This window comes from Roseobacter fucihabitans, assembly GCF_014337925.2.
Lineage (GTDB): Bacteria > Pseudomonadota > Alphaproteobacteria > Rhodobacterales > Rhodobacteraceae > Roseobacter > Roseobacter fucihabitans.
Genome location: NZ_CP143423.1, coordinates 2,347,126 through 2,373,195 on the forward strand (window position 1 = coordinate 2,347,126; position 26,070 = coordinate 2,373,195).

The window sequence follows — 26,070 nt, forward strand, 5'->3', positions numbered from 1 at the left end:
TGTTAACTAATTTGATGGTTAATTTATGATAATTTTGTCTCAAATGTGATGCGTCACGGGAGAAACTCATGCACCAGGGCGCGCTGTCGATCATGTCGCTGTCTCAACTGAGCAAAGGTCAGGACTGGCGTCTCTCGCTGGCCCATGACCGCGCGGAGCATCTGGTGATCTGGATCACGCGCGGACAAGGACGCCTGCTGCTGGATGGGCAACGTTTCGGTGTCGGGACCCATAACGCAATCATCATCCCGTCGCGCGCGCTTTTCGCACTCGATCTTGGCAGACAGGGCGTCGGTCAGGCGGTCGTCATCCCGGAGGCGACGGAATTGACAGTGCCGCAGGTGCCGCGCCTGCTGCGCATCCGGGACGGCAATGTGATGAACGAACTGACCACCCTGATTGATGCGGCCACGCGCGAACAGATCAGCGGCAAACCACTGCGGGCGCAATCCATGGACGCTTATGGTGCGTTGATCGCCGTTTGGGTGCATCGCCAATTGGCGCTTGATGAGCATGCCGCAGAACGCCGCCGGGCGGGCGTGCGCTTGTGTGCGGCCTATTGCAAGCGGATCAGCACCTATTTCGCCGAGCCGATGACGATGGCAGATCATGCCGATGCCCTTGGCGTGACACCGACCCATCTGACGCGGGCCTGCAAGGCGGCGATGGGCAAGACGGCGGCGGATTTGCTGACGGAGCGGATCTTATATGAAGCACGATGCCTGCTCGCGACCACAAAAGTACCCGCCCAGGATATTGCGCGTCATCTCGGCTTTGGGAGTGCGGCCTATTTCACCCGCTTCATGCTGCATCACACCAAAGCCACACCGACCGCTTTGCGCAAGGCCTCAAGACCGTTGGAGGTTGCGGCCTGAGGCAGCACCCGCCCGCTTGCGCACATCCATTTGCGACCTGTTCATGCCGCAAACAGACAACCAAATGATCGCCGATGCATTGACGCTGGGCGTGAAACCGTGCCTGATGGGCGCGCAATACAAAGCAAGGATCCGCTTGGGTTCCGAAAACCGGTGTGATCAACGCACCAGAGCCTGACAACAGGGGCACAAATGGGACTATTCATACTCAGACGGCTGAGTGTCATGGTATTGACGGCGCTTTGCCTGACCTTCGTGGTCTTCTGGCTGACGAACCTTTATCCAAACCTCGAAAAACTCGCCAAAACCCAAGGTAACTTCCGCATGTCCGATGAGGCCGTGACCAGTTACCTCGGCAAGAACGGATATCTGCAACCGCTGCCGGTTAAATTCGGTCAATGGCTGGGCGTCTTGCCGGGCTGGACGCTGGACACTGACGGGGTGATGACGGGCAAATGTTTCGATGCGAACACAGCCGAACAGGAGCGCCGCGAATTTTGTGGGATCTTGCAGGGCGACTGGGGGCAATCCACCGTTTTCAAGGATGAGGTCGGCTCGATTGTCGCCACCCGTCTGGGGCTGACGGGCAAGCTGATGTTCTTTGTGATGATCGTGATGGTGCCGATGGCGCTGCTGATCGGGGTGCTGGCGGGGATGCGGGAGGGCTCAAAGCTGGACCGCTCGCTCTCCACCTTCTCGATCGCCTCCACGGCGACGCCTGAATATGTCTCGGGCGTCATTTTCATCGCGGTCTTTGCCTCCTCCGCCTTTGGGCTGAAATGGTTCAAGGGCTCGGCGACCTCCGCCATGGAGAGTGTCACATTTGAGAATTTCACCCTGCCGGTGATCACCATCGCGCTTTATGGCATGGGATATATCGCGCGGATGACACGCGCCAGCATGACCGAGGTGATGACCGCGCAATACATCCGCACCGCCCGGCTCAAGGGCGTGAAATTCTCCGACATCGTCCTCAAACACGCGCTCAGGAACGCGCTGATCGCGCCCTTCACGGTGATCATGCTGCAATTTCCCTGGCTGCTGAACGGCGTTGTGATCGTGGAGACGCTCTTTAACTACAAGGGCTTTGGCTGGCTGCTGGTACAGGCCGCCTCCAATAATGACATCGAATTGCTGCTGGCCGTTTCGGTCGTCTCGGTGATCGTGGTGCTGGTGACGCAGCTGATATCGGATATCGGCTATGTCTACCTCAACCCACGCATCCGGATCGCATAAGGGAGGGCTGGTTCAATGGAAGAACTCACCTGGGGGGCCATTTTTAGCCGCATGTTCATGCAGCTCGGCCCCGTCTGGATCGCGCTGGTCGTGCTTTTTGCCGTCTCGATCATCTATAAACGCCGCCTCGGCCTTTACGGCAAACTTTTTGACAGCACGATCGGGATGATCGGTTTCGCGCTGGTCATGTTCTGGGTCTTTGTCGGCATCTTCGGCGGCCCACTGGATATGCTGGTGACCCATGACCCGCTCAGCCAGGTCTCGGGGATGAAAAACAAACTCCCCGGCACCCCGATGCGCGGCGCACAAGAAGGCGAATATGCCTATTTCCTGCTCGGCGGAGATAACCTCGCGCGCGACGTCTTCAGCCGCCTGATCAAAGGTGCCTGGGTCGTGGTGCAGATCGCGCCCGTTGCCACGCTCTTTGCCTTTATGGTCGGGATCACGCTGGGCCTGCCGGCGGGATATTACGGCGGGCGTCTGGACACGGTCATTTCGTTTCTGGCCAACCTCATCCTCGCCTTCCCGGTGATCTTGCTGTTCTATCTGCTGGTCACGCCGGAAATCGTGCTGACGGGCATCCCCAACTACATGGCGCTTTTCCTCTTCGTATTCCCGCTGATATTCATGTGCATCCTGCTGAACTCGCGCTATTATACGCAGCCAAAGGTGCGCACACCGCTTCTGCTGGTGGTGCTGACGGGGCTGGGCTGGCTCTATCTGTCACTGGTCTCGAGCAATGGCGCGGTAGTGGCGACGCCGACCTATGTCATCCCCGGCATTCCCGCGAGCTTTGATCTTTTCGACATTGATCCGGGCATTCTGGTGGTCTTCGTCTCCGTCGTATTCGTCAATTCGCCCACGGTCTTTCGGATCGTGCGGGGCCTCGCGATGGACATCAAAACGCGTGACTATGTGGCCGCCGCCCAGACCCGCGGCGAGGGGCCCTGGTACATCATGCTCTGGGAAATCCTGCCCAATGCGCGCGGGCCGCTGATTGTCGATTTCTGCCTGCGCATAGGCTATACTACCATCCTGCTCGGCACTTTGGGCTTTTTCGGGTTGGGGCTGGAATCTGAAAGCCCAGACTGGGGTAGCACCATCAACGCGGGGCGTCGTTTGCTCGCGCTTTATCCGCATGCCGCGATTGCACCGGCGCTGGCGCTTTTGACGCTGGTGTTGGGGTTGAACCTGCTGGCCGATGGGCTGCGCGAGGAGAGCTTGCGCGATTGATAAAAGTCGGACCGGTTCCCGGTCCGGATGAGTATTTTTGGCCAAAAGAAGCAAAGCGCGACTGATCGGCCCTCCTCAAGGACAACACCATGCCAACAACCGACTATGACGGGCCCATCCTTGAAATCGACAAGCTGTCGATTTCCTTTTTCACGCGGTTGCGCGAAATCCCCGCCGTGATGGATTTTTCGGTTCATGTGCAACCGGGCGAAGCGGTCGGGCTGGTGGGCGAATCGGGATGCGGCAAATCGACTGTGGCTTTGGGTGTCATGCAGGATCTGGGCAAAAACGGGCGTGTTGTCGGCGGGTCGATCAAGTTCAAAGGCCAGGACCTCTCCCAGATGAGCCGTGATGAATTGCGCGCCATTCGCGGCTCGGAAATCGCGATGATCTATCAGGAGCCCATGGCCTCGCTGAACCCTGCGATGAAGGTCGGCAGGCAGTTGATGGAAGTTCCGATGATCCATCAGAACATGAATGAAAAGGACGCGCGCGCGCGCGCCTTGCAGGTCGTCACCGATGTCAAACTCCCCGACCCCAAACGCATCCTGAACGCCTATCCGCATCAGCTTTCGGGCGGGCAACAACAGCGCATCGTGATCGCCATGGCGTTGATGTCTGAACCCTCGCTCTTGATCCTGGATGAACCCACCACGGCACTTGATGTGACGGTGGAGGCCGCCGTGGTCGAACTGGTCAAGGATCTGGGCAGGAAATACGGCACCTCCATGCTCTTTATCTCACATAACCTCGGTCTGGTGCTGGAAACCTGCGACCGGATTTGCGTGATGTATTCCGGGGAAGCGGTGGAGCGCGGTGCCATCGGGGATGTGTTTGACAAGATGCGCCATCCCTATACGCAAGCTCTGTTCCGCTCGATTCCCCTGCCGGGTGCGGATAAAAACGCGCGCCCGCTGGTGGCGATCCCTGGCAACTTTCCCCTGCCCCATGAACGGCCTCAGGGGTGTAATTTCGGACCCCGTTGTGATTATTTTGAAGCGGGGCGTTGCGATGACCGGCCGATGCCGATGTTTCAGCTGAATTCCAAAGAACTGCATGAAACACGCTGTGTCAAATTCGACGAGATCGACTGGGACGCGCCGCTGGAACTGGCCGCCGTCAAGACCAAGGGCGAGATCGGCGATGTCGTTCTCAAGATGGATAACCTCAAGAAATACTATGAGGTGGCGGGCAACGCGCTCTTTGGCGGGGGCAGCAAAAAGGTCGTGAAGGCCAATGAAACCCTGAGCTTTGAAGCGCGCGAATCCGAGACATTGGCCATCGTGGGCGAATCCGGCTGCGGCAAATCCACCTTCGCCAAAGTGTTGATGGGCCTGGAAACCGCCACTGAGGGCAAAATCCTGCTGGGCAACCGCGAAATTCAGGACATCCCCATCGAGGCCCGCGACACCAAGACGATTTCCGAGGTGCAGATGGTGTTTCAGAACCCTTTTGACACGCTGAACCCCTCCATGACCGTGGGGCGGCAAATCGTGCGGGCGCTCGAAATATTCGGCATTGGCGATTCGGATCAGGCGCGCCAGAGCCGGATGCTGGAACTGCTCGATCTGGTGAAGCTGCCCCGCGAATTTGCCCGTCGCATGCCGCGCCAGCTCTCGGGCGGACAAAAACAACGCGTCGGCATCGCGCGCGCCTTCGCGGGGGATGCGCGTATTGTGGTGGCCGATGAACCGGTCTCCGCACTCGATGTATCGGTGCAGGCCGCCGTGACCGATCTGCTCATGGAAATCCAGCGTGAACATAAAACCACGCTGCTGTTCATCAGTCATGATCTGTCCATCGTGCGCTATCTCAGCGACCGCGTCATGGTGATGTATCTGGGGCATGTGGTCGAATTGGGCACCACCGATCAGGTCTTTGCCCCGCCTTATCACCCCTATACGGAAGCGCTTTTGTCGGCGGTGCCGATTGCGGATACATCGGTGAGAAAGAAGCGCATCGTGCTGGACGGGGATATTCCATCGGCCATGAATCCGCCCTCGGGGTGTCCGTTTCAAACCCGGTGCAACTGGAAAGCGCAAGTTCCGGGCGGGCTTTGCGAAAAAGAGGTTCCGCCCGTCCGCATGCTCGCAGGGAATCATCAGATCAAATGCCATCTGAGCGACGAAAAGCTTGCTGAAATGGAACCGGTTATCGAAGTAGGCGTCGCGGCGGAGTAAAAAACGATGGCGGGCCAAGCACCCCAGTGCGGCGACCTTAGGCGCGACCACAATCCACTTCGTTTGGTCAGAATGGTATTAACATCAAACAGAAGACCAGCCGCGACGCGATATCAGCCCGGCGCCCCTATGGCCCGGCGATAATTTTCACGTAATTACGTGTTTCCTTGAAAGGCGGTATGCCACCGTGTTTCTTCACGGCACCGGGTCCGGCATTATAGGCCGCCAAGGCCAATGGCCATGATCCAAATTCGCGAAACTGCGCTTTGAGATAACGCGCACCCCCTTCGAGGTTCTGTTCGGGGTCCAGCGGGTTGACGCGCAGGCTGCGCGCGGTGCCGGGCATCAACTGGGCAAGGCCCAATGCGCCTTTGTGTGATTTTGCCGAGGGGTTCCAGTTGGATTCCTGTTGCACCAGGCGCAGAAAGAGGTTTTCCGGCACGCCGTGCTTGCGCGCCGCACGCTTGGCCATCTCCAGAAACTCGCCACGATACGCCCCCTCATATGCCGGGTTGCCCCATTTGCTGGGCGTGTAGACCGTTGGCGGTTTGAGCCTGACGGAGTTGTTATACTGCCCCGCCGCACGCGTATCCAGAACGCGCTTTTGCGAGGAGAACAGCTTGGCACGGTTCTTGCTGGACACCGTCTGGGCTTGCACCGGCACGCTCACGGCGATGAACGCCGCCATAAACGCACCGCAGCACGTCAATTTGCCCCAAGTCTTGCACAATTCCCTCATCACATTCCCCGATACCCTGAAAACACATAGGATTCCAGCATTTTGAACCGGACAAATGATTGTTCAACCCCAGGCATAGTCGTGTTTAATTCCCCTCGCCCGGTGTATAGGGTCGGGGCATTCGAATTTTTCGGGATTCGCACAGCAGCACGAGGTCAAAGGGGGCACCATGGCAGGCTCAGTCAACAAAGTAATTCTCATCGGCAATCTGGGGCGTGACCCGGAGGTCCGCAGCTTTCAGAACGGTGGCAAAGTGTGCAACCTACGCATTGCGACCTCTGAGACCTGGAAAGACCGCAATAGCGGCGAGCGCAAAGAGCGCACGGAATGGCATTCGGTGGCGATCTTCCAGGAAGGGCTCGTGCGCATCGCCGAGCAATACCTGCGCAAAGGCTCCAAGGTCTATATCGAAGGCCAGCTTCAGACCCGCAAGTGGCAGGACCAATCCGGTCAGGACCGCTATTCCACCGAAGTCGTGCTGCAAGGCTACGGCGGCACGCTGACCATGCTGGATGGTCGCGACGGCGGCGGTAGCGGTGGCAATTATGGTGGTAACGACGGCGGTGGCTCGATGGGGTATGACGACCGCGGCGGTGGCGGCGGGGGCAGCAGTTCGGGTGGCGGCAACCAGGCCCCTTCGCGCGATCTGGACGATGAAATCCCGTTCTGATGAACCGGCAGTCCGGCCGCTGACCCCGGCGGACCGGCACGATCTCGTTTCACTCTACGATGCGCTGACGCTTGGGCCGAAAACGGCCCGGCCCAAACAAATCGCTGAAATCATGGCGCATCCGGGCACCTCGGTTTTCGGGGCTGAGGTTGACGCGCGTGTGGTCGCAATGGCCACACTGCACGTTCTGCCGAACGCGACCTTTGGCGGGCGGCCCTATGCGCTGATCGAAAACGTGGCGACTGAGCAGGCCTTCCGCCTGCGCGGGCTTGGACGCCACGTCATGCAGGCCGCAATCAACACGGCCTGGGACCAGAATGCGTATAAAATCATGCTGATGACCGGCCAGAAACGCGGCGCGCAGGGCTTCTATCAGGCGCTGGGATTTGACAGCGAGGATAAATTCGCCATGGTCCTGCGACGCCCCTAGGGTCGCGCGCGCAGGGCGTCGTGCAACACGTCACGGACCGCGTCCCCCGGCACATCCGACGTGATGAATGCCTCACCGATGCCGCGCGACAGGATAAACCGCAACCGGCCTTGCTCGACCTTCTTGTCCTGCCCCATCAGATGCAACAGACCTTCCGCATCCGGCAGATCGCCGGGGATATCGGCGATATCGGTTTTCATGTCCATGCCCCTGAGATGCGCCCGCACGCGGCTGGGATCTTCCTGTGAACAAAGCCCCAAACGCGCCGAAAGTTCAAAAGCCAGCGCGCAGCCCACGGCCACGCCTTCACCGTGCAGCAACCGGTCCGAATATCCCGTGGCCGCTTCCAGCGCATGTCCGAAAGTGTGGCCAAGGTTCAAAAGCGCGCGGTCCCCGTGTTCCTTTTCATCACGGGTGACGATATCGGCCTTCATCTGCACCGACCAGCGTACAGCCTCGACGCGTGCGGCCATATCCCCCGCCGCCAGTGCCGGCCCTTGCGCTTCCAGCCAGTCGAAAAATGCCGCATCCCCCAGCAAGCCGTATTTCACCACTTCGCCGTAACCGGCAAGAAAATCGCGCGCGGTCAGCGTTCCCAAAACGCTTGTATCCGCCAGCACCAGCGAGGGTTGATGGAAGGCCCCGATCAGGTTTTTACCCTGCGCTGCGTTGATGCCGGTCTTGCCGCCAACAGAACTGTCCACCTGCGCCAAAAGCGATGTGGGGATCTGCACAAACCGCACGCCGCGCCGCAAAATGGCGGCGGCAAATCCCGCCAGATCGCCGATGACACCGCCGCCAAAGGCAATCACAATATCGCCGCGCTCGACGCGTTGATCCAGCAACCACCCCACGGCACGTTCCAGCGGTGCCCATGATTTGGTCGCCTCGCCTGCGGGGAGCGCCAAAGCCTGCGCCGTGATCCCTTCGGCCGCCATACCCGCCTTCAGCGTTTCAAGATGCAGAGCCGCCACCGTCTCATCGGTCAGGATCGCAACCTTGGGACGGGAAAGAAGCGGCGCGATATGTGCGCCCGCCACAGCGACAAGACCCGGCCCGATGCGCACCTCATAGGCGCGCCCCGGTAAATCAACGTTTACGGTTTCAAGCATCCGGGCCTTCCAAGACATCTGGTCGCGTCAATAAAACCGACGCCACACGTTTCGCCATATTCTCAAGCGATACCGGCGGCGCACAGGACACGCGCAAATCGGCCTTGGCATATTCCGGCACGCGCTTGGCATAAAGTTCCGCGAGGGTCGCTTTGGGATCAGCGGTTTGCAAAAGCGGGCGCGTGTCGCGGTGACGCACACGGCTCCACAACAACTCCAGTTCCGCATCCAGCCACACCGCAACACCGCTGTGCGAAATATTGGCGCGGTTCTCGGGTGACAAAAACGCCCCGCCCCCCGTGGAGAGCACACATTTGCGATCCTGCAAAAGCCGGTGGATGACCTCAGTTTCGCGCGCGCGGAAAAACGCCTCCCCGTCACGGGCGAAAATTTCCGGCACGCTCATATTGGCCGCCGCTTCGATCTCCAAATCCGAATCAAGAAAGCTCACATTCAGCAATTGCGCCAGCGTACGCCCCACGGCGGTCTTGCCCGCCCCCATCATTCCAACCATCACAACGGTTTTTTTCAGCACATATGGGCGCGTCTGGGCCTCATTGGCCACGGATTGCTGAATTTCGCTCATAATTCTCTGAATGACGTGATATTGCTCGAAAGGCCATATATAAGTTGCGAAAAATCGGCAGGCAATCAAGGCAGACTTTATAATGTCGCGCGTATTCAAATTTCTGGCCTATCTCATCGTCATCGCCCTGATCGGGCTGGTGGGATATGCCTATATCGGTCCCTATTTCGGGGCTGATTTTTCGCCCCCCCAAAACGAAGTGCGCGTGCCTGTAACGCTGGATGCCAATTAAACCCATTGCATATGTCGCCGTGCTGACCCTGAGCGCGATGCTCACGCCCGTGCTCGGGGCTATGGGGGTGCGTGCAAGCGAACCCCTCTCCGTGATCGACTGGGTGCAGCAAAACCCGGATCAGCCTGCGATCACATCCGTCGCCATGCCGCGCACCGAGCCCGCGGTGGCGCAATCGGGGCAAATCCCGCAGGTAAGTGTCGAACCGCTCAAGGGTGACGCGTTGCGCATTATCGGTCTGGTGCCCTCGCGCGTGACCGGGTTGGGCGAAGACATCTGGCGCGGCAGCGACCCCGCGGAGTTAAGCGCCAGACTATTGAACCTGCCTGAGTTTCAACTGCCCGCAGCACAGGCGCTTTTGTATACCGTGCTGCTCACCGAGACCCGTGGCCCCGGAAATGACGCGGCCGCCGAAGATCTCTTTACCCTCGCACGCGTGTCGGCTTTGCAGCGGTTTGGCGCGCTTGATCCCGCGCTGGCCCTCATCGAACAGGCCGGCGTGACGCGCGACAAGGCTCATTTCGCGACCTATATGGATGTGGCACTTCTGACTGGCCAGGAATGGGCTGCCTGCAATATTATAGGCGCGCAGCTGCACCTCAGCCCCGGCATGGCGCATCGTATTTTCTGCGCGGCGCGCAAGGGGAATTGGTCTACGGCGGCGCTGCTGTTTGATACCGCAAGCGCCCTTGATGTGATCTCCAAAGAGGAAACCGCGCTGCTGGATCGCTTTCTGCACCCGGAATATTTCGAAGGCCTCGCACCTTTGCGCCCCCCTTCTCCGATCACACCGCTCTTGTTTCGCCTGCATGAGGCGATTGGTGAGCCGTTGACAACCCGGCTGCTGCCGCGCGCTTATGCCGTCGCGGACCTGCGCGACCTGGCGGGCTGGAAGGCGCAGTTGGAAGCCGCCGAGCGCCTGGCGCAAAGCGGTGCCTTGCCCGAAAACCGCCTGCTCGGGCTCTATACCGAACGTCTGCCCGCAGCATCCGGTGGCATTTGGGACCGGGTTGAGGCGATCCAGCAGTTGGATACCGCGCTGGACACCGGGTCCGCGAAGGCGGTGAACAAGACGCTTGTGAATGCCTGGAACGCCATGCAGGACGCTGGTTTGGAGACCGCCTTTGCCGGGATTTTGGCCGAACGGCTTCAAGGGTTATCCCTGAGCGGACAGGCCGCACAGATCGCAGAGCGGCTGATCTATCTTTCCCCTCTCTACCGCGACGCCCGCTATCCCGAGGTGGCACCGCTGGTGCAGGCGGTGGCCACGGGGGATCCGTCGTTGATCACATCGGACGATTTGTTCGGGCAGGCGATCATTGAGGGGTTCAAACCGGATGCGGCGGATGCCCGTCTCATCACCATGGCCAAACAAGGCCGGGAGGGCGAGGTCATTTTGCGTGCGCTGGCCTTGTTGCAAGAGGGTATTGAGGGAGATGCCGGTGCCTTGCGCAAAGGCTTGGGCACCCTGCGCGCCTTGGGGTTCGAGGAAACCGCGCGGCGCGCCAGCCTGCAAATCCTGCTGCTTGATCGGTTCGGGTGATGGCCCGCACCCATTGGATTTCCGCCTTTCTGGAGGCGCAGGCCGCAGAGTTGGGGGCCGCGCGCAACACGCTTTTGGCCTATGGCCGCGACTTGAAGGACTTCGAAAGCTGGCTGGCGCGACAGGACAACGGTTTTGAGACCGTTGGCAAGCAAGACGTTGAAACCTATCTTGTGTATTGCGATGCCCAAGGACTGTCCAAAGCCACCCGCGCCCGCCGCCTGTCAGCGATCAAACAGCTGTACCGCTTTGCTTTTGAGGAAGGCTGGCGCAACGACAATCCGGCAATCCAAATCTCGGGCCCCGGACGTGACAAGCGTCTGCCCAAGACGCTGTCGGAGGCGGAGGTTGATCGCCTTCTGGAGGCCGCGCGCGCCTCGGCGCGCAAGGCGGCGGACCGGGTGCGCAACACCTGCCTGATGGAGTTGCTCTATGCGACCGGCATGCGTGTTTCTGAACTGGTCGGCCTGCCGGTCAGCGCCGCGCGGGGCGATCCGCGCATGTTGCTGATCATCGGCAAGGGGGGCAAGGAGCGTATGGTGCCGCTGTCCCCGCCTGCGCGTGAAGCCCTCGCGGCCTGGCTAAAACTGCGCGACGCGAAAGATGACGCACGCCGCGCGACGGGCAAACCGCCTTCAAAATACCTCTTTGCCTCCGGGTCTGCGGCGGGTCACCTCACGCGGCACCGCTTTTATCTGTTGATCAAGGAGTTTGCCGTGGCCGCCGGCGTCTCGCCCGGCAAAGTCACACCGCATACATTGCGCCATGCCTTTGCCACCCATCTGCTGGCCAATGGGGCTGATCTGCGCTCCATCCAGACATTGCTGGGCCACGCCGATGTGGCAACGACGGAAATCTATACCCATGTGCTGGAAGCGCGACTGTCAGACCTGGTGCTGACCCATCACCCGCTGGCCAATGATGCCCCCCGCAAGGCCAGGGGCAAAACATCCTCAGACGGCCAGTAACCGCTGCGCAAAGCCCGCTCATACCCCTGCGTCAACCCGGCCGCGCGCATCTCCCGCACCGCCGCCTCGACATCATATTCCAAAGCGTGGAGCTGCACCGCCCCCTGTTCCAGAATTCCGTAGCGTGTCTGCATGCTGCCATCATGCGCGGGCATCCCGATCACACCGGGATTGATCCAGCGCCCGCGCGACGTATCCTTTACGAATGCCAACCCACAATGCCCTGCGATCACATGATCCACCGGACCGATTGCGCTCTCAAGGGCCTGCCATTCCTGCATGAACACCGCCTCCGGGTCGGTGGGCCATATGAAGCGCGCGATTTCTGTGACGCCGCCGTGGATCACCGCATATCGCGCACCCTGATGATGAAAGCTGATAATGTCGGGACACTCCCGCATCCATTTACGCGTGGTGTCATCCAATTGTGAGCGAGCAAAGGTATACCACCCCATGCTCAGCAGATCACAGGTGCTGCCCTCCTCAAACCCGCAGCCGCAATCCTGCGCCCCCTGCCCCAGTTGCTTTTCGCAATTCCCGGCTACCACCGCAGCACCACTGGCGCGCAACATATCCGCCGTCGCCAGCGCCCCCGCACAATAGGCCACAACATCCCCGGTACAGATCATGTTATGCTCCGGGATCGTACGGACGCGAGCCGTGGCCAAAACCGCCTCCAGCGCCTGAAGGTTCGAATAAGGCCCTCCAAACAGCAACAATGGCCCGTTGATTATGCCCAGATCACAATGCATATGCTGCTCCTCTCTTGAATGACGCTCCCGCGAACCCCATAACCTATTTATCCAAAATCAAAGGTAACATTCCAAATGGAAACGGCAGGCGCAACGCTTGACAGTACTTTCTGGATCACCGGTGGTGTGATCCTTTTTCTTCTCGTTCTTTCGGGGTTCTTTTCAGGCTCCGAAACCGCGCTGACGGCGGCCTCACGCGGCAAACTGCGCGCGCAGGCAGACAAGGGATCGGTCGGTGCAAAACGCGCGCTCAGGATTACCGAGGATAACGAACGCCTGATCGGATCGGTCCTGCTCGGCAATAACCTGGTGAATATTCTGGCGGCCTCCCTGGCCACGGTGATCTTTACCCGCGCCTTTGGCGAAAGCGGTGTGGCATGGGCCACGCTGGTCATGACCCTGCTGGTCCTGATATTTGCCGAAGTTCTGCCCAAAACCTACGCGATCACCAATTCAGAAACCGCCGCCTCCATGGTGTCCTTGCCAATTTCCCTCGTGGTAAAAGTATTTTCCCCGGTGGTCGCCGTGGTGCGCCTGCTGGTGCGCGGTGTGTTGCGGGTCTTTGGTGTGCAGATTGATCCCGATAGCAACATTCTCGCGGTGCGCGAGGAAATCGCCGGTGCCTTGCACCTTGGCCACTCCGAGGGCGTTGTGGAAAAGGAAGACCGTGACCGTATTCTGGGCGCGCTGGATCTCAACGATCGCACCGTTGAAGAAATCATGCTGCACCGTTCCGGCATCGAGATGATCAACGCCGAAGACAGCCCGCAAGATATCCTGGAGCAATGCCTGACCTCCAACCATACCCGCCTGCCGGTCTATAAGGACGACCCCGAAAACATCATCGGCGTGATCCATGCCAAGGACCTGTTGCGCGCCATGTATAAAACCATCGGCGGTCCGGAAGGCGACGCGGGGCACCTGCGCGATTTCAAGATCATCGACGTGGCAATGAAGCCCTATTTCGTGCCCGAAACCTCGACGCTGGATGAGCAGATGCGCCAGTTCCTGCGCCGCCACACGCATTTTGCGCTGGTGGTGGATGAATATGGCTCGCTTCAGGGGCTGATCACATTGGAGGATATTCTGGAAGAAATCGTCGGCGAGATCACCGATGAATTTGATCAGGACGCGGCGCAAAGCGTGACCAGCGACCCAGATGGGCAATTCGTGGTCGATGGGTCGATGACGATACGCGATCTCAACCGTGCCACCGATTGGAACCTGCCAGATGAGGAGGCAAACACCGTGGCCGGTCTGGTTATTCACGAGGCACAGATGATACCCACCTCGGGACAGGTGTTTTCTTTCCACGGCTTCCGCTTTGAGGTTTGCGCGCGCGAGGGCAATCGGATTACGGAGTTGAAGATTCGCCCTCTGTGAACCGGCAAATATGTTCGGTTTTTAAATGATGAAAGGCGCAGAAACACGCGTGTAACCAGCAAACTGCCCCCGATTCCGAGGCCAGAAAATGTGCCCCCGCTTTGCACAGGGGGTCATCATTTCGCGCAAAAAGAGATCAAATGAGACGTTGCAGCGCGTTCTGAGCGAAAAACCTCCAACCCTTTGGCCGTTTTAGGCGGATTTTTGCTGGACACATCGGTCGAAATTTCAGTATAAATCTTTCATTAACCAATTCTGGCGCGACGCACGTATTGCGGGCATCGCGCAGATCTTTTTCTGAGGTATTATTATGTATAGATCGTTGATTCTTGCCGGGGCATTGGCTCTTTCAACAACCGCCGCTTTTGGGGCCGTTGTGGATTTTGAGGACGAAGCACCGCTCGCCGCTGATCCGACCCTGTTCGGGGTCGGAACCGCATATATCAATGGGATGATTACCTTCACTTCCACAGAAGTGATGCAGCTCGTCGGTGTCGGCCCCAACCCGCGATCCGCTTTCGTACCCAATGACGATCCTGGCCAATCGGCGACCGGCCCTGCGGATTTCGGAAAGGTCTTTTTGACCGGCGATTTCAACGATGATACCGATATGACGCTGTCGTTCTCCAAAGCGGTGACCTCCGCAGCCTTTGATATCGTGGACATTGACGGCGGCAACGACAATAATGTCGGGGATAACAGCGAAGAGCAGTTCGTTTTTACATTTATCAACGGCCTGGACGTCCAAGCTTCGCAAACCTTTACGTCGCGCGACCTGACCGGCCCTCTGAATGACGCCGGTGTCATCCGCGTCAGCTATACCGGCTTGTTTGACAAGGTGACAATCGTTGGCACCACGCCGGGCGGAAAACGCAACATCGGCTGGGGCATCGACAATATTGAGCTGGCACCCGTGCCGCTCCCGGCGGCGGGGCTGATGCTTCTGGGGGCTTTGGGTGGCCTCGGTCTGATGCGGCGCGCCAAGCGCAAAAGCTGAACCCAACCTCAAAAATCTCCAAAGCCGCGCATGTCATTGCGCGGCTTTTTGTTTGCGAGCGATGTGTTTACCCGCGCAGCCGCAAGCCTTGCGGGTCAAAAGGCGGTTCGTGCAAAATGCGAGCACGGTGGGGTTGGCCCAACACCATGACATCCACCGCATCCCCCGGTTTGACCCCCTTCACAAAACCCATCGCAAGACTCATCCCGACGCAATAGCCATAAGCCCCGGAAGTCACCCGACCCACACCTTTTCCGTCCATGAAAATCGGCTCCCCGCCTGTTGCATCCGCGTTTGATGCGTTGGTGGGGCCATCCTCCAGAGCCAGGAGAACCAGTTTTTCGCGCGGCTCATTTGCCAAGGTCCGGACGACCGCCTGACTGTTCAAGAATTCTTTTTCGGTTTTACACAGGCGTTCAAGCCCCACCTCCTGGGGCCAATATTCCGGAGAATATTCGCGCCCCCAAGATCCATAGCCTTTTTCCAGGCGCAAACTCATCAGCGCGCGCGAACCAACCGGGCCAGCTCCCACCGCGTCTCCTGCCTGCAAGAGCGTTTGCAACAAGCGGGGCTGATACTGTGCTGCGCAATACAACTCCCACCCCAGATCGCCCGTAAAGGAAACCCGCAGCGCCAAGACGCGGATGCCCCCAACCCTCATCCACATTGAGCGCATGAAAGAAAAATCCTGCGTTGCCAGCGATGTATCGGCCAAAGGTTGCAGCATTTCGCGCGATTTGGGGCCGGCGACGTTGAACCCACACATCTCTTCGGTTTTGCTTTCGAAGGTGGTTCCATCGGGAAGGGGGACCGATTTGAAAAACCGTTTGTGATAGCGTTCTGCCATGCCTGAACCGATGATCCAGAATTCCTCCTCTGCGACGCGCGTCACGGTGAAATCCCCCGCGATCCCGCCGTTTTTGCCAATCAGCGGCGTCAAACAAGAGCGCCCAACCGCATGCGGCACGGTGTTTGCAAAGACTGCGTTCAGCCAATTTTGCGCGCCTGGACCTTTGCAAAGATACTTTGCAAAGTTTGCAATATCTATGATCCCCGCGGTGTCGCGCAACATTTTACATTCTTGGCCGACCGGCTGCCACCAGTTCTGGCGGGTAAAGCCCTCGGTTTCCCGCATCTCGGGCGACGGCGCATACCAAAGCGGATGTTCCCAGCCGTAATTCAACCCAAACACAGCGCCAAGATCCTTCTGGAAATCATAGGCTGGGCGTTTGCGCATCGGGCGACCTGCCGTGCGCTCCTCATTAGGAAAGTGAATCTTGAACCGGTTGGCGTATTGATCCCCGACCCGCGCCTTTGTAAAACTTTTGTCAGCCCAAAGCCCAAACCGCGCCATATCCCAGGCAAACATATCATAGCGCGTTTCGCCCGCCACGATCCAATCGGCTGCCAACAACCCCATGCCGCCCGATTGCGAAAACCCCGGAATGATCCCGTTGCAACAGAAGTAATTGGATAATTCCGGCACTGGTCCGAACAGCACGTTGCTATCAGGCGACCAGATCATCGGACCATTGATCACCCGCTTGATCCCCGCCAGCCCGACGGCTGGCACACGGTCGATCGCCCGCATCATGTTCTCTTCGATCCGCTCCAGATCATCGGCGAAAAGTTCATGACCGAACCCTTGCGGCGTGCCGTCTTCAGCCCAGAACCGCACGTCTTTTTCATAGGCTCCCACAAGCAGGCCCTTACCCTCCTGGCGCAGATAATATTCGCCATCCCGATCCGCGACCGATGGCAACCGGCGGTCAAGTGCTGCAATTTCGGTAATGGTTTCCGTCACGAAATACTGATGCTCGGTCGGTTGCAACGGCAATGCGATCCCGGCAAGCGCGGCGACCTCGCGCCCCCAGAGGCCCGCGGCATTGATCACCCATTCGGTTGCGATGTCGCCCTTTGGCGTGCGCACAATCCAGGTCCCATCACCCTGCTGCTCTGTTGCGGTGACCGGGCAAAAGCGGATAATTTCCGCCCCATTCTGGCGTGCGCCAGCGGCATAGGCATTGGTCACGCCGGATGGATCCACATTGCCACCATCAGGTTCCCACATGATGCAGCGGATGCCGTCAAAGTTCACCAGAGGATGCAGCCGCTCGGCCTCATCGCGCGATATTTCATGGAAATTCATACCATAAAGCTTGGCCTTGGCCGCTTGCAGGCGCAGTTGATGTTCGCGCTCCACCGTCTGCGCCAGATAGAGTGAGCCGGGCTGAAAAACGCCACAACTCTGCCCTGTCTCTTCCTCCAACGCCTTGTAAAGGTTCATTGTATAATGCTGGATGCGGCTGATATTTGTGCTGTCATGCAGGCCGTGAATATTGGCCGCCGCATGCCAGGTGGAGCCGGACGTCAATTCATCTCGTTCCAGCAGAACAACTTCTCGCCAGCCCAACTTCGTCAGGTGATAAAGGATGGAACAGCCGATAACACCGCCCCCGATGACAACGGCCTGAGCGTGGGTGCGCATTAAAAACATCCTGTTTGAGTGCCCTGCTTCAATTAGTGACGCAGGTGAATGTCACCGGATTGCGCGTTGGCGACATATTACGTCGCAAGTGCACAAGGCATCGGATTTTTGCGCCGCATTGTCATCGCGTTAATACTACGACCCGCGTGGTTTTGCGAAAGCTCATGTCTCAACCTGTCATCTCTCGCGCAGGCGAGGGATCAAGTCAGACTGGCAGAACCGGATCTTACCCGAAGGATTTCGGGTTGCGACTGCCTTGTGTTCTTTATTTCAAGGCTCGCCAAGATGCGTGCTTCCTCTACGGCGGATACAAGATTTGTCGCATTCAACCTTCGCGCACGGTCCGCTATGAAATCAAGCATTGCGCTCAGTGCCTGAAGTTCATCCAAATGTTTGCAAACTGATTTCTGTACCAAGGGATTGCTCCTGAAAAAGCCGGTCAAAGTATGGAATAAAGAATGATCTTTACACAGATCAACGGATTGATCAGAAATAACCTATGGAAAATTTCGATCTATTTCGTATTGATGGCCATACCATGCGCGTGTTCGTCTCGGTCTGTGAAACCGGGTCTGTCAGCCGAACGGCGGAGTTGTTTGAACTCAATCAATCCACTGTCAGCCACACTCTGGATAAAATGCGCGGCGCGCTGCGGGACCCCCTGTTCATCAAGAGTGGCCGCAACATCATTCCAAACGAAAAGTCGCTGGCGCTCATCCCCCGTATTCACAATCTGCTCGCCGATATCGAAGGGCTTGTTGCGACCGAAAACTACGATGTTACCTTGGATGCAAGGCCTGTTGTTCTCGCGATTGCAACGCCGGCCTTGCTGATTGAAATGAAAAACCTGCACCGCTTACTGACGCAGCTGCAACCGCGCTTACTGCTTGATATTCGGCGGGTTTCTCCGCGCAATCGCATTGCAGATATGCTCACACAAAACGACGTGGATTTGGCCATTACAGTTGCAGGGCACCGATACCCTTCGATCATCAATCATTGCTCTTATGGCAGCGAGGAACTGGTGGTGTTTTATGATCCAGCCTGCCGTGGGCCGGTCAGGACGGTGACGCAATATACCGATGCCCGCCATGCTGTCGTAGGCTTTGGCGGCAACGTAAAAAGTGAGATCGAAAAAGTGCTTGCCGCCCAGGGGTTGCGTCGCCACATCACCTTATCGGCACCGACGGCCTCAATGTTGGGAAACCTTATTCAAGGCACAGATATCATAGCGACAATGCCACGGCGTCTCGGAGATTTCACGTATAAGGGGCTGTCGAGCACCCCCCTGCCCATGCCAGTGCCAAGGATCATGTATGATCTTGTTTGGCATCGGCGCAACGACCAATCCGGTCGGAACAAGTGGCTCAGACAGTGTATTTTGGACGCGGGCGAAGCGGTAGAATAGCAGGATAACCCATCCAATACATGCCAGACCCGAAACCGGAAAAGAAGTTTGCAAAGCCCAAGGCCGAACTTTGCAAACCTTTCATTGCGCCATGATAAGCCGTGTTTCATGGTCGCAAAACACGCAACTCTCCTACACCTTAAATACGCGAACACCGCATTGGAGGTCGCGCGCCTCAGGCGTTGACATCAACAACGACACGCCCTTTGACCTGACCCTTCAGGATATCTGCGCCAAGCTTCGGCAAATCCCCCAAAGTGGCGGGCACCACCATCGCTTCGAGTTTGTCCATCGGCAAATCGGCCGCGATGCGCGACCATGCCCGAACGCGATTACCATAGGGCTGCATCACGGAATCGATCCCAAGCAGGTTCACGCCGCGCAGCAGGAACGGAATGACCGTGCCCGGCAGGCCCGCACCACCCGCAAGACCAACCGCGCCGACGGATGCACCATATTTCATCTGCCCCAGAACACGCGCCAGCATCGCGCCCCCCACAGCATCGACGCAACCGGCCCAAGTTTCAGCCTCCAGCGGGCGCTTGACCGTTTCGTTGATCTCCTCGCGCGCAACGATCTGTGTTGCCCCGAGCCCCGTGAGGTAATCGGCCGTTTCCGGACGCCCTGTCACCCCGGCCACCTCATGACCCAGTGCTGCCAGCAACGCCACGGCAACCGAGCCGACACCACCCGCAGCCCCGGTCACAAGAACCGGACCATCGCCCGGTTTTAACCCGTGATCCTCAAGCGCCATGACCGCCAGCATCGCCGTGAAACCCGCCGTGCCCACGGCCATCGCCGCACGCGTATCCAGCCCCTCGGGCAAAGGCACCAGCCAATCCGCGTTAACGCGCGCCTTTTGCGAATACCCGCCCCAATGCGCCTCGCCCACACGCCAACCGGTCAACACGACCTTGTCGCCGGGCTTGTAGCGCGCATCCTGTGATGCCTCGACGGTTCCTGCAAAATCAATGCCCGGCACATGCGGATAGTTGCGCACCAAACCGCCACCCGGCCCGATGCACAGCCCGTCCTTATAATTCACTGTGGAGTATTCCACAGCAACGGTGACATCCCCCGCAGGTAAGCGTTCCAGCGACATCTCCTCAATTGCAGCAGAGGTTTTGCCGCTCTCTTCGTCCTTGTTCACCACAAGTGCCTTGAACATATCGTCTTCCTTTCCGAGGATAATTATCGCTAATGCTGGCGCCGATCAGAGGGGTTCACGCCGTCTTCAGGCCCAAAAACCCGGCTGTACGGTCGCGCTGCGCCTGCCCGCCGGCGTTTCAACTTCGAGCTTCGTGCCGCTATCCCAATGCGTCATGCGCACCATACCGATCGCGACGTTTGTGCTGTAATCGGGGCTCCAGATCGCGGAGGTGACCTGCCCGACGCGCCGTCCCTGCGCAAACAGCGGCCAGACGCGATCACAGGGTGGCACCGGATCCCCATCAATTGTGATGGCCTGTACCTGCTGCACCGGCCCCTCTTTGGAGACCCGCAACAAGGCGTCCCGCCCGATACAACCAATCGCCGTCTGGGTGTCACAAAAGCGGCCCAGACCACATTCATGCGGCGTGTTGTCATCGGTCATATCATTGCCATAGGATAGTAATCCGCCCTCGATCCGTTCAATCGCATTGGGGCACCCGGCGCGCACATTCAGGTCCTCCCCGGCGGCGAAAAGCGTGTTCCAAATCGGCATGGCGATATCGCTGCCCTGCACGTAGATCTCAAAACCACCCTGTTTGGAATAGCCCGAGCGTGCGATCACCAGATCACGGCCCTCAAACTGAAACAGACCAAAGCGGAAAAACCGGATGTCGCGGATCGTCTCGCCAAAGACGCGCGCCATCAACTCATCCGCCTTCGGACCCTGTATCGCCAGCGGTGACACATCCGGCTCATCCACCAGCACGTCCAGACGATACCCGTTGGCGATCCCCTTGACCCATAGCAAAAGATCACTGTCCGCGATAGAAATCCACCATCGGTCTTCGGCCAGCTTCACCGCGACAGGATCATTCAGCATGCCCCCCGTTTCATCGACGATGGGGACATAAAAGCACCGCCCCGGCAACATGCCACGCAGATCGCGGGGCGTCAGCATCTGCATCAGGCGCGCGGCATCAGGTCCGCGCAATTCCACCTGACGTTCCACCGAAACATCCCAGATCTGCACGTGTTTCTTGAGGTGATGGTAATCCGCCTCCACGCTCTCAAACACGGTCGGTAACAGCATATGGTTATAAACAGTATAGGCCTTGACGCCTGCGGCTTCGACACCGTCGGAGAAGGGCGTGCGACGCAGGCGACGTGAGGGAGAAATCAGCGCCATTTCAGGCATCCTTTGGCATGAATAACAGGTCACTCACCGGGGCTTTCTGTCCTGCTGCGGTCAGCATGGCGTGGATTTGTCCGCGATGATGGGTCTGATGGTTGAAGAAATGCACGATGCTCGACGCCACCGGGGTGGTCATGTTGCAATCCATAGTGCCAGAAAACCACGTCAAATCTCCCTTCAGATCAAGCGCACGCAGGCCATCGGCCCAGAACCGGATCTTGCCGTCCATGCGAAAACGATCCGCCGACCAGGAGGTAATGGTCGGATGCAAATCAGTGCTTCGCGCACCCGTAACAGCGGGTGCCTCCACCGACGGATCAAACCGGCTCATCCAGATCGTATCCCCCCACAGTAAATGGTTCGCCGTCGCCAGAATACTGCCAAAGAAAGCACCCCTGTCGCGTATGAGGTCGTCGTGATCCATCGCTTCAAGAACCGGCTTCAACTGATTGTTTTGCCAAGTGTTATATTGCGCCATCATCCGAACAAATGCCGGATCAATCACGGTTTGGGGCCTTTCCAATCAATCGGACAGATCTCAGCTGATTTGCCGCCAAAATCCCAGATGCGCCCGTAATCGCGCACCCGGCTTTTCAGGCCGGTCGCCGCGATGATATCCGGCCCCATCCAATATTTGGAATTGCTGACCATCACCGGGTGCTCGGGGTCCTTGCCCGTCAGCATTTCAATCTCGCCCTGAATTTTGCGTCCAATCATGATCGAGCGGCGATTGCCCTCCCGCACGATCTCTACCGGCGCGCGTTCGGCCCCGATGATCTCGCTGACCAGCATGGTAAAGAGCCCGGTTGTCCCCCCCGCGGCCCCGCTGAAAATTTGCAGGATCCCGTTATAGGCCTTGCCCGTGGCGCGCTCATCCACATAGGCGGCCACCTTCCAGTTGCCCTCCCCCATGCGGCCCGGAATATCCACCAGCAGCCCGATGTTCAGACCGGCAAGATCCTCGCCCTCATAATGGCCGGCGTCAATGGCGATGGCCATCCAGGCGTGGCAATGCCCCTCCGTGGGCGGATGCGCGCCAAGGCTGACCACGCAGGGACAAAACACCGTGCAGGAGCAGTTCAGAAACAATTCACCCTTGATCGCCCATTCCGTAGGCGTTGCAGAGCGGCGTTTCGGGTTGGGCATGCGCTGGTCGATCCGCTGACTGATCGGCAGCTTATCCGCGTCTTCGCGTCTGTTTGTCGCCATGGTTTATCCTCCCATCAACACAGGCCAGCCCATGACCGCGAGACCCGCGATGCACAGGGCGAAACCCATTGGTTTTGTAATATAATGCCCGACCTGGGGCAGTTTTTCGAGCACCATGAAAAGCGTCGCCAAACCCATCCACGCGAGGTTCATGACCCCGCCGACAAAGCCCAGCGACATGAAGCCCCAGCAACAGCCGACACAAAATGCGCCCAAACCAAGCCCCATGCGCAACCCACCCATGAAGCCCGTGCGCCAGTGGCCCAAGAAATACAGTGCCGGGGCATGACATACCCCGTGGCAGATTTCCTTGGCACGGCTGAACTGAAACAATCCAACAATCAGGAGTAACCCGCCTGCAACCCAGGGCGATTTTGCAATGCCCAGCATGTCCACGACGCCCCCAAACAGCAAGGCCAGCTGCGCACCGGTAATCAGGGCCGCAAAGCCCACCCAGATGATGAAATACCCGAGCAACACGCCCAGCCACCCGGCCCGCGTGCCATTGGCGCTGCGCATCAGGTCCTCATAGGCGCGCAAGGTCGGGACCAGCGTCGGCAACATCATCGCCGCCATCATGATCGCCCACATCCAAAACAGGGGTCCGAAATTCGCCATCGGCATATACATGGGCATGCGCGGATCCATCGCCGCCATCGCGGCACCCATCTCACCGGGGCGACCCAGCAGATCAAGGTCCATATCCACGCTCATGGCATACATCACCCACCATGCCGCCAATATTGCTGCGAAAAAGGCCAGCCAGAGGGTGGAGCGCAGAGTAACGTGCAAGGGGTGAGTCCTTATTTCTTGCCAATCAAATGCCAGACAATTAGGTTTCGCACAAACATTAAATGTAAGACATATGAAAATTGATCCCGACAGCCCCGCCGATCTCTCTGCACAAATTGCTGCGGCCATCCGGGATGCGATTGTAGACGGCACGTTGATCGTTGATGCGCGCCTGCCCTCTGAGGCCGAATTGTCCGAACAATTCGAGGTATCGCGCCCGACGGTGCGTGAAGCCTTGAAACGGCTGGCGGCGCAGTCGCTGATCCGCACGCAACGCGGGGCCACGGGGGGCGCGTTTGTGAACCGGCTGAGTTTCGAGGCCGCCTACCCGCAGCAGATCACCACCTCGACGCTGTTGCTGAGCATGAATGCGGTGAGTTTCAGCACCGCTTGCGAGGCGCGCTATGCATTGGAGCGGGCCTGCGCGCCGCTCGCGGCCGCCCGGCGCACGGCCGACCAGTTGGCGACAATGCGCGCCGAAATTCACCGCCAAGCTCAGCCGGGCCTGACGGATGAGGCCTTTTGTGCCTCCGATGTCGCCTTTCACCGCGCGTTGGTCGACGGTGCGGGCAACCCGGTGCTCAGCTATCAACTGGCCGGTGCCGTTGAGGCGATGCAGCCGCTGATGAACATGATCACCTTCACCGCGCGCGACCGGGCGCGGATTGTGTGCTTGCACACGAATGTGGCCGACGCGCTTGAGACGCAGGACGGCACGGCCACCAGCACGGCCCTCTCCGCCCTTGAGGCGGAGACCCAGACCCTGGCCGCCAGTGTGTTTGCCGCGCGCGCCGCCAAAAAGGCGTAGAGCTGGTATGTGGAACCCCGACTTTACCGCACTCAATAAGTGTGTTTCGGAATTCGAAAACGGGCTTTTCTATAGTCTGATGCGATTGCAGAATTTCACGGCCGAAAGTACTGACATCGAAGTCTTACCCGGTGTGCGTATCGTGCATTCCGAACATATGACCAACCCGATCAGTGTTGCGCTCAAAGGGGAGGCCTGCTGGCCCGAAGCGCGGCGACGTGAGTATCACACTAAACATGGCGCAAATAGCTTTGAAACAATTTCTGCATACCGTGGTGCAAAAGAGTCCAAACGGGAACCGTTCACTTATGAGTGTTGCTGAAAACATTCCAATCACTACATCGAAAGCGTCAGTTCTACGTTCAATGATATGGGTGCTTTTCAGATCGCATATGAGCAAAAAACCGCGTAGCATTAATCGCCATGATCATATTTGCGCCAAAAACCTTTTCCTCAATAAGGCCTATCAGTTTTCTGGCGTGGCCCCGCCAGAAAATTAGCGCTAGCACGTCACATGATCACTTTTTGAAACGCATCCCGTTTCCGTCACCTGTATTCCACCTGAAAAAAACAGACGAACCTGCGCTCAAATCCATCGCGCACAGCCTCTTTGAGCGCCAGCACCCGGAAGCCTATCTCGCTAGCCTCAGACTGTTCAGAGCTTTGAAACGAACCCAACTGGATGACAGTATCCTCGATCTGGTGATCGCATTGGAGGCGTTGTTCAACGGTAATAACGAGATGGCGATTGCGCATAAGATCAGCCAGCGTTTGACGCGTCTGTTGGAGCAGCCCAAAAAGACGCGGCGGAACACAACCAAGATCATCAAGCAGGCCTATGGCCTCAGGAGCAGTCTGGTGCATGGCACCAAACGGCAGATTGATTTCATCGAAGCCGCGCTCGAAAAAAACCCCCGTGATCGGAAGAAATTAATATACCACACCGAAATTAGTACGCTGCGGGACCACCTGATTGACCTTGTGAGCGCGGCATTGTTCGCCCGCTACACCACCCATCGAAACACGGCGACTGCTGACCTCATTACATCGCTCGATGACCGGGCGATTTAACCCTTTGATGAGGTGTATTAACGCAGGCGCGATCTATATATATCAGGCATGATTGATTTCCTGAACGTGACTTGCACCCTGTTGACCATCGGTTTTGGTCTCTTTGGCCTTCTGGCACCGCGCTACACGGCAAACGCGCTTGATCTGGAGCCGACCACATCCACCATGGGTCTGAGCGAAATGCGCGCCTCGGTGGGGGGGTTGTTCGTGGTGGCCGGTATCGCCGCCCTGTGGCTGGACGCGCCCCTGGCCTACGCGATGATTGGATTTGCCTTTTTGGGCGCGGCCTTGGGTCGTGTGCTTTCCTTGATTTTTGATAAACCGCCTGTGGTCAAAGTGCTGGCCTTTGGCGGCATTGAGGCCTTCTTGGCGGCAGCGTTTTTAGCAGCAAACTTATAATGTGATCCGAGGGGCATAAGGGCTGCTGACACACAAAAAGCGGTAACTGACAAGAAAACGATATAATATCAGTAAATTTATAAATTAAGATCAATCCATTATGCGTTGTTTTATATACTTTAAATCTGAAATTTTTCTGAGACTGGAGGAACTGCAATACGACGCTTTCCCCTTGAGATGTCCACGCATCTCGCCTATATTTAGATTGTCCTTCGGGACTATGAACATAAACGCGCTCGTAATACGCGGATCGGACCCGGGGGCGGTACCCGGCGACTCCACCAAACATCCTTCATTTGGGGATCATGGGGTCGAAATAGGATCGACGAACGTCTAAAGGGGTTTGCTTTGTTTCGGCTGTCTGCCACCGTTATCGGCGAAACATGTACAATTGCAAATGACAATCGTGCTCCAGTAGCGATGGCCGCGTAAGCGGTCGGAGATACTGAAATCTAAGTCCTTACGTTTAGCGACCTAAGGCGGGGTTCGCAGGCACCTGGCAACAGAAGCCTGCACTTTCACCCCTGACTACCATACACGCACTGCGGCATTGACGGCGCATTCCGTTTCATGCGACTTTTGCCGTAAGGGGATATCGCGATCGCCCCGTGAGGC

The 26,070-nt window shown here is 58.1% G+C and carries 26 protein-coding genes and 1 other RNA gene; 17 read left to right on the top strand and 10 right to left on the bottom strand.

Annotated features, from left to right (window positions below; translation table 11 throughout):
- The first annotated feature begins 68 nt into the window (after nt 1-68).
- The 4 genes from ROLI_RS11470 (at nt 69) to ROLI_RS11485 (ending at nt 5,524) form a co-directional block, all read left to right on the top strand.
- Nucleotides 69-875 (top strand): AraC family transcriptional regulator, encoded by an 807-nt coding sequence (locus ROLI_RS11470; RefSeq protein WP_187430061.1) that lies wholly within the window; start codon nt 69-71, stop codon nt 873-875.
- 192 nt (nt 876-1,067) lie between these two features.
- Complete coding sequence (locus ROLI_RS11475; RefSeq protein WP_187430062.1) at nt 1,068-2,111, top strand: ABC transporter permease; 1,044 nt, start codon at nt 1,068-1,070, stop codon at nt 2,109-2,111.
- Nucleotides 2,112-2,126: 15 nt separating this feature from the next.
- On the top strand, nt 2,127-3,344 hold the full coding sequence (locus ROLI_RS11480; RefSeq protein ID WP_187430063.1) for an ABC transporter permease: 1,218 nt from the start codon (nt 2,127-2,129) through the stop codon (nt 3,342-3,344).
- A gap of 89 nt (nt 3,345-3,433) precedes the next feature.
- Nucleotides 3,434-5,524 (top strand): ABC transporter ATP-binding protein, encoded by a 2,091-nt coding sequence (locus ROLI_RS11485; protein WP_187430064.1) that lies wholly within the window; start codon nt 3,434-3,436, stop codon nt 5,522-5,524.
- 127 nt (nt 5,525-5,651) lie between these two features.
- Here the strand turns inward: ROLI_RS11485 and ROLI_RS11490 are convergent, their stop codons facing one another.
- Nucleotides 5,652-6,212 (bottom strand): lytic transglycosylase domain-containing protein, encoded by a 561-nt coding sequence (locus tag ROLI_RS11490; protein ID WP_262386505.1) that lies wholly within the window; start codon nt 6,210-6,212, stop codon nt 5,652-5,654.
- A 220-nt stretch (nt 6,213-6,432) separates the two neighbouring features.
- On the opposite strand from ROLI_RS11490, the gene ROLI_RS11495 reads away from it, so the two are divergent.
- Nucleotides 6,433-6,933: a single-stranded DNA-binding protein gene (locus ROLI_RS11495; protein WP_187430066.1), complete on the top strand. Its 501-nt coding sequence runs from the start codon at nt 6,433-6,435 to the stop codon at nt 6,931-6,933.
- Nucleotides 6,917-7,363 (top strand): GNAT family N-acetyltransferase, encoded by a 447-nt coding sequence (locus tag ROLI_RS11500; protein WP_187430067.1) that lies wholly within the window; start codon nt 6,917-6,919, stop codon nt 7,361-7,363. The genes ROLI_RS11495 and ROLI_RS11500 overlap by 17 nt, the downstream gene beginning before the upstream one ends.
- Here ROLI_RS11500 and aroB read toward each other — a convergent pair.
- Together aroB and ROLI_RS11510 are read right to left on the bottom strand one after the other, a co-directional pair.
- Nucleotides 7,360-8,475, bottom strand: a complete 1,116-nt coding sequence (gene aroB, locus ROLI_RS11505; protein WP_187430068.1) for a 3-dehydroquinate synthase — start codon at nt 8,473-8,475, stop codon at nt 7,360-7,362. The genes ROLI_RS11500 and aroB overlap by 4 nt on opposite strands.
- On the bottom strand, nt 8,468-9,061 hold the full coding sequence (locus ROLI_RS11510) for a shikimate kinase (RefSeq protein WP_187430069.1): 594 nt from the start codon (nt 9,059-9,061) through the stop codon (nt 8,468-8,470). Before ROLI_RS11510 ends, aroB begins: the two co-directional genes overlap by 8 nt.
- 82 nt (nt 9,062-9,143) lie before the next feature.
- Here ROLI_RS11510 and ROLI_RS11515 point away from each other — a divergent pair, with 82 nt between their 5' ends.
- The 3 genes from ROLI_RS11515 to ROLI_RS11525 are packed head-to-tail and all read left to right on the top strand — an operon-like array spanning nt 9,144 to nt 11,804.
- A complete protein-coding gene (locus ROLI_RS11515; protein WP_187430070.1) occupies nt 9,144-9,293 on the top strand; it encodes a hypothetical protein in 150 nt (49 codons plus the stop codon).
- The gene (locus ROLI_RS11520; RefSeq protein WP_187430071.1) at nt 9,283-10,836 is read left to right on the top strand and encodes a hypothetical protein; all 1,554 of its coding nucleotides are present in this window, start codon (nt 9,283-9,285) and stop codon (nt 10,834-10,836) included. The genes ROLI_RS11515 and ROLI_RS11520 overlap by 11 nt, the downstream gene beginning before the upstream one ends.
- Nucleotides 10,836-11,804: a site-specific tyrosine recombinase XerD gene (locus ROLI_RS11525; protein WP_187430072.1), complete on the top strand. Its 969-nt coding sequence runs from the start codon at nt 10,836-10,838 to the stop codon at nt 11,802-11,804. Before ROLI_RS11520 ends, ROLI_RS11525 begins: the two co-directional genes overlap by 1 nt.
- Here the strand turns inward: ROLI_RS11525 and ROLI_RS11530 are convergent.
- The gene (locus ROLI_RS11530; protein ID WP_187430073.1) at nt 11,741-12,556 is read right to left on the bottom strand and encodes a metallophosphoesterase; all 816 of its coding nucleotides are present in this window, start codon (nt 12,554-12,556) and stop codon (nt 11,741-11,743) included. The two genes, ROLI_RS11525 and ROLI_RS11530, sit on opposite strands and share 64 nt — an antisense overlap.
- Before the next feature lie 75 nt (nt 12,557-12,631).
- Here ROLI_RS11530 and ROLI_RS11535 point away from each other — a divergent pair, with 75 nt between their 5' ends.
- On the top strand, nt 12,632-13,939 hold the full coding sequence (locus ROLI_RS11535; protein WP_187430074.1) for an HlyC/CorC family transporter: 1,308 nt from the start codon (nt 12,632-12,634) through the stop codon (nt 13,937-13,939).
- 310 nt (nt 13,940-14,249) lie between these two features.
- Complete coding sequence (locus ROLI_RS11540) at nt 14,250-14,936, top strand: VPLPA-CTERM sorting domain-containing protein (RefSeq protein WP_262386506.1); 687 nt, start codon at nt 14,250-14,252, stop codon at nt 14,934-14,936.
- Between the two features lie 67 nt (nt 14,937-15,003).
- Here ROLI_RS11540 and ROLI_RS11545 read toward each other — a convergent pair whose 3' ends face one another.
- Nucleotides 15,004-17,424: an FAD-dependent oxidoreductase gene (locus tag ROLI_RS11545; RefSeq protein WP_187430075.1), complete on the bottom strand. Its 2,421-nt coding sequence runs from the start codon at nt 17,422-17,424 to the stop codon at nt 15,004-15,006.
- 538 nt (nt 17,425-17,962) lie between these two features.
- On the opposite strand from ROLI_RS11545, the gene ROLI_RS11550 reads away from it, so the two are divergent.
- Nucleotides 17,963-18,832: a LysR family transcriptional regulator gene (locus ROLI_RS11550; RefSeq protein ID WP_262386508.1), complete on the top strand. Its 870-nt coding sequence runs from the start codon at nt 17,963-17,965 to the stop codon at nt 18,830-18,832.
- A 175-nt stretch (nt 18,833-19,007) separates the two neighbouring features.
- On the opposite strand, the gene acuI is transcribed toward ROLI_RS11550, so the two are convergent.
- The 5 genes from acuI to ROLI_RS11575 all read right to left on the bottom strand — a co-directional run bounded on the left by acuI (nt 19,008) and on the right by ROLI_RS11575 (nt 23,177).
- The gene (gene acuI / locus ROLI_RS11555; protein ID WP_187430077.1) at nt 19,008-20,000 is read right to left on the bottom strand and encodes an acryloyl-CoA reductase; all 993 of its coding nucleotides are present in this window, start codon (nt 19,998-20,000) and stop codon (nt 19,008-19,010) included.
- A gap of 66 nt (nt 20,001-20,066) precedes the next feature.
- Nucleotides 20,067-21,170 carry a dimethylsulfoniopropionate demethylase gene (locus tag ROLI_RS11560; protein ID WP_187430078.1) on the bottom strand — a complete coding sequence of 368 codons (1,104 nt, stop codon included), beginning with the start codon at nt 21,168-21,170 and terminating at the stop codon, nt 20,067-20,069.
- Between the two features lies 1 nt (nt 21,171).
- On the bottom strand, nt 21,172-21,681 hold the full coding sequence (locus ROLI_RS11565; RefSeq protein WP_316247444.1) for a DinB family protein: 510 nt from the start codon (nt 21,679-21,681) through the stop codon (nt 21,172-21,174).
- Entirely contained in the window at nt 21,678-22,385 is a 708-nt protein-coding gene (locus ROLI_RS11570; RefSeq protein ID WP_187430079.1) for a DUF1326 domain-containing protein, read from the bottom strand. Before ROLI_RS11570 ends, ROLI_RS11565 begins: the two co-directional genes overlap by 4 nt.
- Nucleotides 22,386-22,388: 3 nt before the next feature.
- Nucleotides 22,389-23,177: a DUF2182 domain-containing protein gene (locus tag ROLI_RS11575; RefSeq protein WP_262386507.1), complete on the bottom strand. Its 789-nt coding sequence runs from the start codon at nt 23,175-23,177 to the stop codon at nt 22,389-22,391.
- Nucleotides 23,178-23,250: 73 nt separating this feature from the next.
- Here ROLI_RS11575 and ROLI_RS11580 point away from each other — a divergent pair, with 73 nt between their 5' ends.
- The 5 genes from ROLI_RS11580 to ssrA all read left to right on the top strand — a co-directional run bounded on the left by ROLI_RS11580 (nt 23,251) and on the right by ssrA (nt 25,972).
- The gene (locus ROLI_RS11580; protein WP_187430081.1) at nt 23,251-23,985 is read left to right on the top strand and encodes a FadR/GntR family transcriptional regulator; all 735 of its coding nucleotides are present in this window, start codon (nt 23,251-23,253) and stop codon (nt 23,983-23,985) included.
- A 7-nt stretch (nt 23,986-23,992) separates the two neighbouring features.
- Nucleotides 23,993-24,307: a hypothetical protein gene (locus ROLI_RS11585; RefSeq protein WP_187430082.1), complete on the top strand. Its 315-nt coding sequence runs from the start codon at nt 23,993-23,995 to the stop codon at nt 24,305-24,307.
- Between the two features lie 203 nt (nt 24,308-24,510).
- Complete coding sequence (locus tag ROLI_RS11590; protein ID WP_222869506.1) at nt 24,511-25,056, top strand: HEPN domain-containing protein; 546 nt, start codon at nt 24,511-24,513, stop codon at nt 25,054-25,056.
- Between the two features lie 48 nt (nt 25,057-25,104).
- Nucleotides 25,105-25,455 (top strand): DUF4345 family protein, encoded by a 351-nt coding sequence (locus ROLI_RS11595; RefSeq protein ID WP_187430084.1) that lies wholly within the window; start codon nt 25,105-25,107, stop codon nt 25,453-25,455.
- Between the two features lie 168 nt (nt 25,456-25,623).
- Nucleotides 25,624-25,972, top strand: a transfer-messenger RNA (tmRNA) gene (gene ssrA / locus ROLI_RS11600).
- Nucleotides 25,973-26,070: the final 98 nt, after the last annotated feature.

Bases quoted from the DNA above. Each gene is read 5' to 3' on its own strand.
- ROLI_RS11595 (WP_187430084.1), top strand. From the start codon at position 25,105: ATGATTGATTTCCTGAACGTGACTTGCACCCTGTTGACCATCGGTTTT.
- ROLI_RS11570 (WP_187430079.1), bottom strand. From the start codon at position 22,385: ATGGCGACAAACAGACGCGAAGACGCGGATAAGCTGCCGATCAGTCAG.
- ROLI_RS11560 (WP_187430078.1), bottom strand. From the start codon at position 21,170: ATGGCGCTGATTTCTCCCTCACGTCGCCTGCGTCGCACGCCCTTCTCC.
- ROLI_RS11520 (WP_187430071.1), top strand. From the start codon at position 9,283: ATGCCAATTAAACCCATTGCATATGTCGCCGTGCTGACCCTGAGCGCG.
- ROLI_RS11535 (WP_187430074.1), top strand. From the start codon at position 12,632: ATGGAAACGGCAGGCGCAACGCTTGACAGTACTTTCTGGATCACCGGT.
- ROLI_RS11545 (WP_187430075.1), bottom strand. From the start codon at position 17,424: ATGCGCACCCACGCTCAGGCCGTTGTCATCGGGGGCGGTGTTATCGGC.
- ROLI_RS11480 (WP_187430063.1), top strand. From the start codon at position 2,127: ATGGAAGAACTCACCTGGGGGGCCATTTTTAGCCGCATGTTCATGCAG.
- ROLI_RS11540 (WP_262386506.1), top strand. From the start codon at position 14,250: ATGTATAGATCGTTGATTCTTGCCGGGGCATTGGCTCTTTCAACAACC.
- ROLI_RS11510 (WP_187430069.1), bottom strand. From the start codon at position 9,061: ATGAGCGAAATTCAGCAATCCGTGGCCAATGAGGCCCAGACGCGCCCA.
- ROLI_RS11585 (WP_187430082.1), top strand. From the start codon at position 23,993: ATGTGGAACCCCGACTTTACCGCACTCAATAAGTGTGTTTCGGAATTC.
- acuI (WP_187430077.1), bottom strand. From the start codon at position 20,000: ATGTTCAAGGCACTTGTGGTGAACAAGGACGAAGAGAGCGGCAAAACC.
- ROLI_RS11550 (WP_262386508.1), top strand. From the start codon at position 17,963: ATGCGCGTGTTCGTCTCGGTCTGTGAAACCGGGTCTGTCAGCCGAACG.
- aroB (WP_187430068.1), bottom strand. From the start codon at position 8,475: ATGCTTGAAACCGTAAACGTTGATTTACCGGGGCGCGCCTATGAGGTG.
- ROLI_RS11580 (WP_187430081.1), top strand. From the start codon at position 23,251: ATGAAAATTGATCCCGACAGCCCCGCCGATCTCTCTGCACAAATTGCT.
- ROLI_RS11470 (WP_187430061.1), top strand. From the start codon at position 69: ATGCACCAGGGCGCGCTGTCGATCATGTCGCTGTCTCAACTGAGCAAA.
- ROLI_RS11495 (WP_187430066.1), top strand. From the start codon at position 6,433: ATGGCAGGCTCAGTCAACAAAGTAATTCTCATCGGCAATCTGGGGCGT.
- ROLI_RS11525 (WP_187430072.1), top strand. From the start codon at position 10,836: ATGGCCCGCACCCATTGGATTTCCGCCTTTCTGGAGGCGCAGGCCGCA.
- ROLI_RS11490 (WP_262386505.1), bottom strand. From the start codon at position 6,212: ATGGCGGCGTTCATCGCCGTGAGCGTGCCGGTGCAAGCCCAGACGGTG.
- ROLI_RS11485 (WP_187430064.1), top strand. From the start codon at position 3,434: ATGCCAACAACCGACTATGACGGGCCCATCCTTGAAATCGACAAGCTG.
- ROLI_RS11515 (WP_187430070.1), top strand. From the start codon at position 9,144: ATGTCGCGCGTATTCAAATTTCTGGCCTATCTCATCGTCATCGCCCTG.
- ROLI_RS11530 (WP_187430073.1), bottom strand. From the start codon at position 12,556: ATGCATTGTGATCTGGGCATAATCAACGGGCCATTGTTGCTGTTTGGA.
- ROLI_RS11475 (WP_187430062.1), top strand. From the start codon at position 1,068: ATGGGACTATTCATACTCAGACGGCTGAGTGTCATGGTATTGACGGCG.
- ROLI_RS11500 (WP_187430067.1), top strand. From the start codon at position 6,917: ATGAAATCCCGTTCTGATGAACCGGCAGTCCGGCCGCTGACCCCGGCG.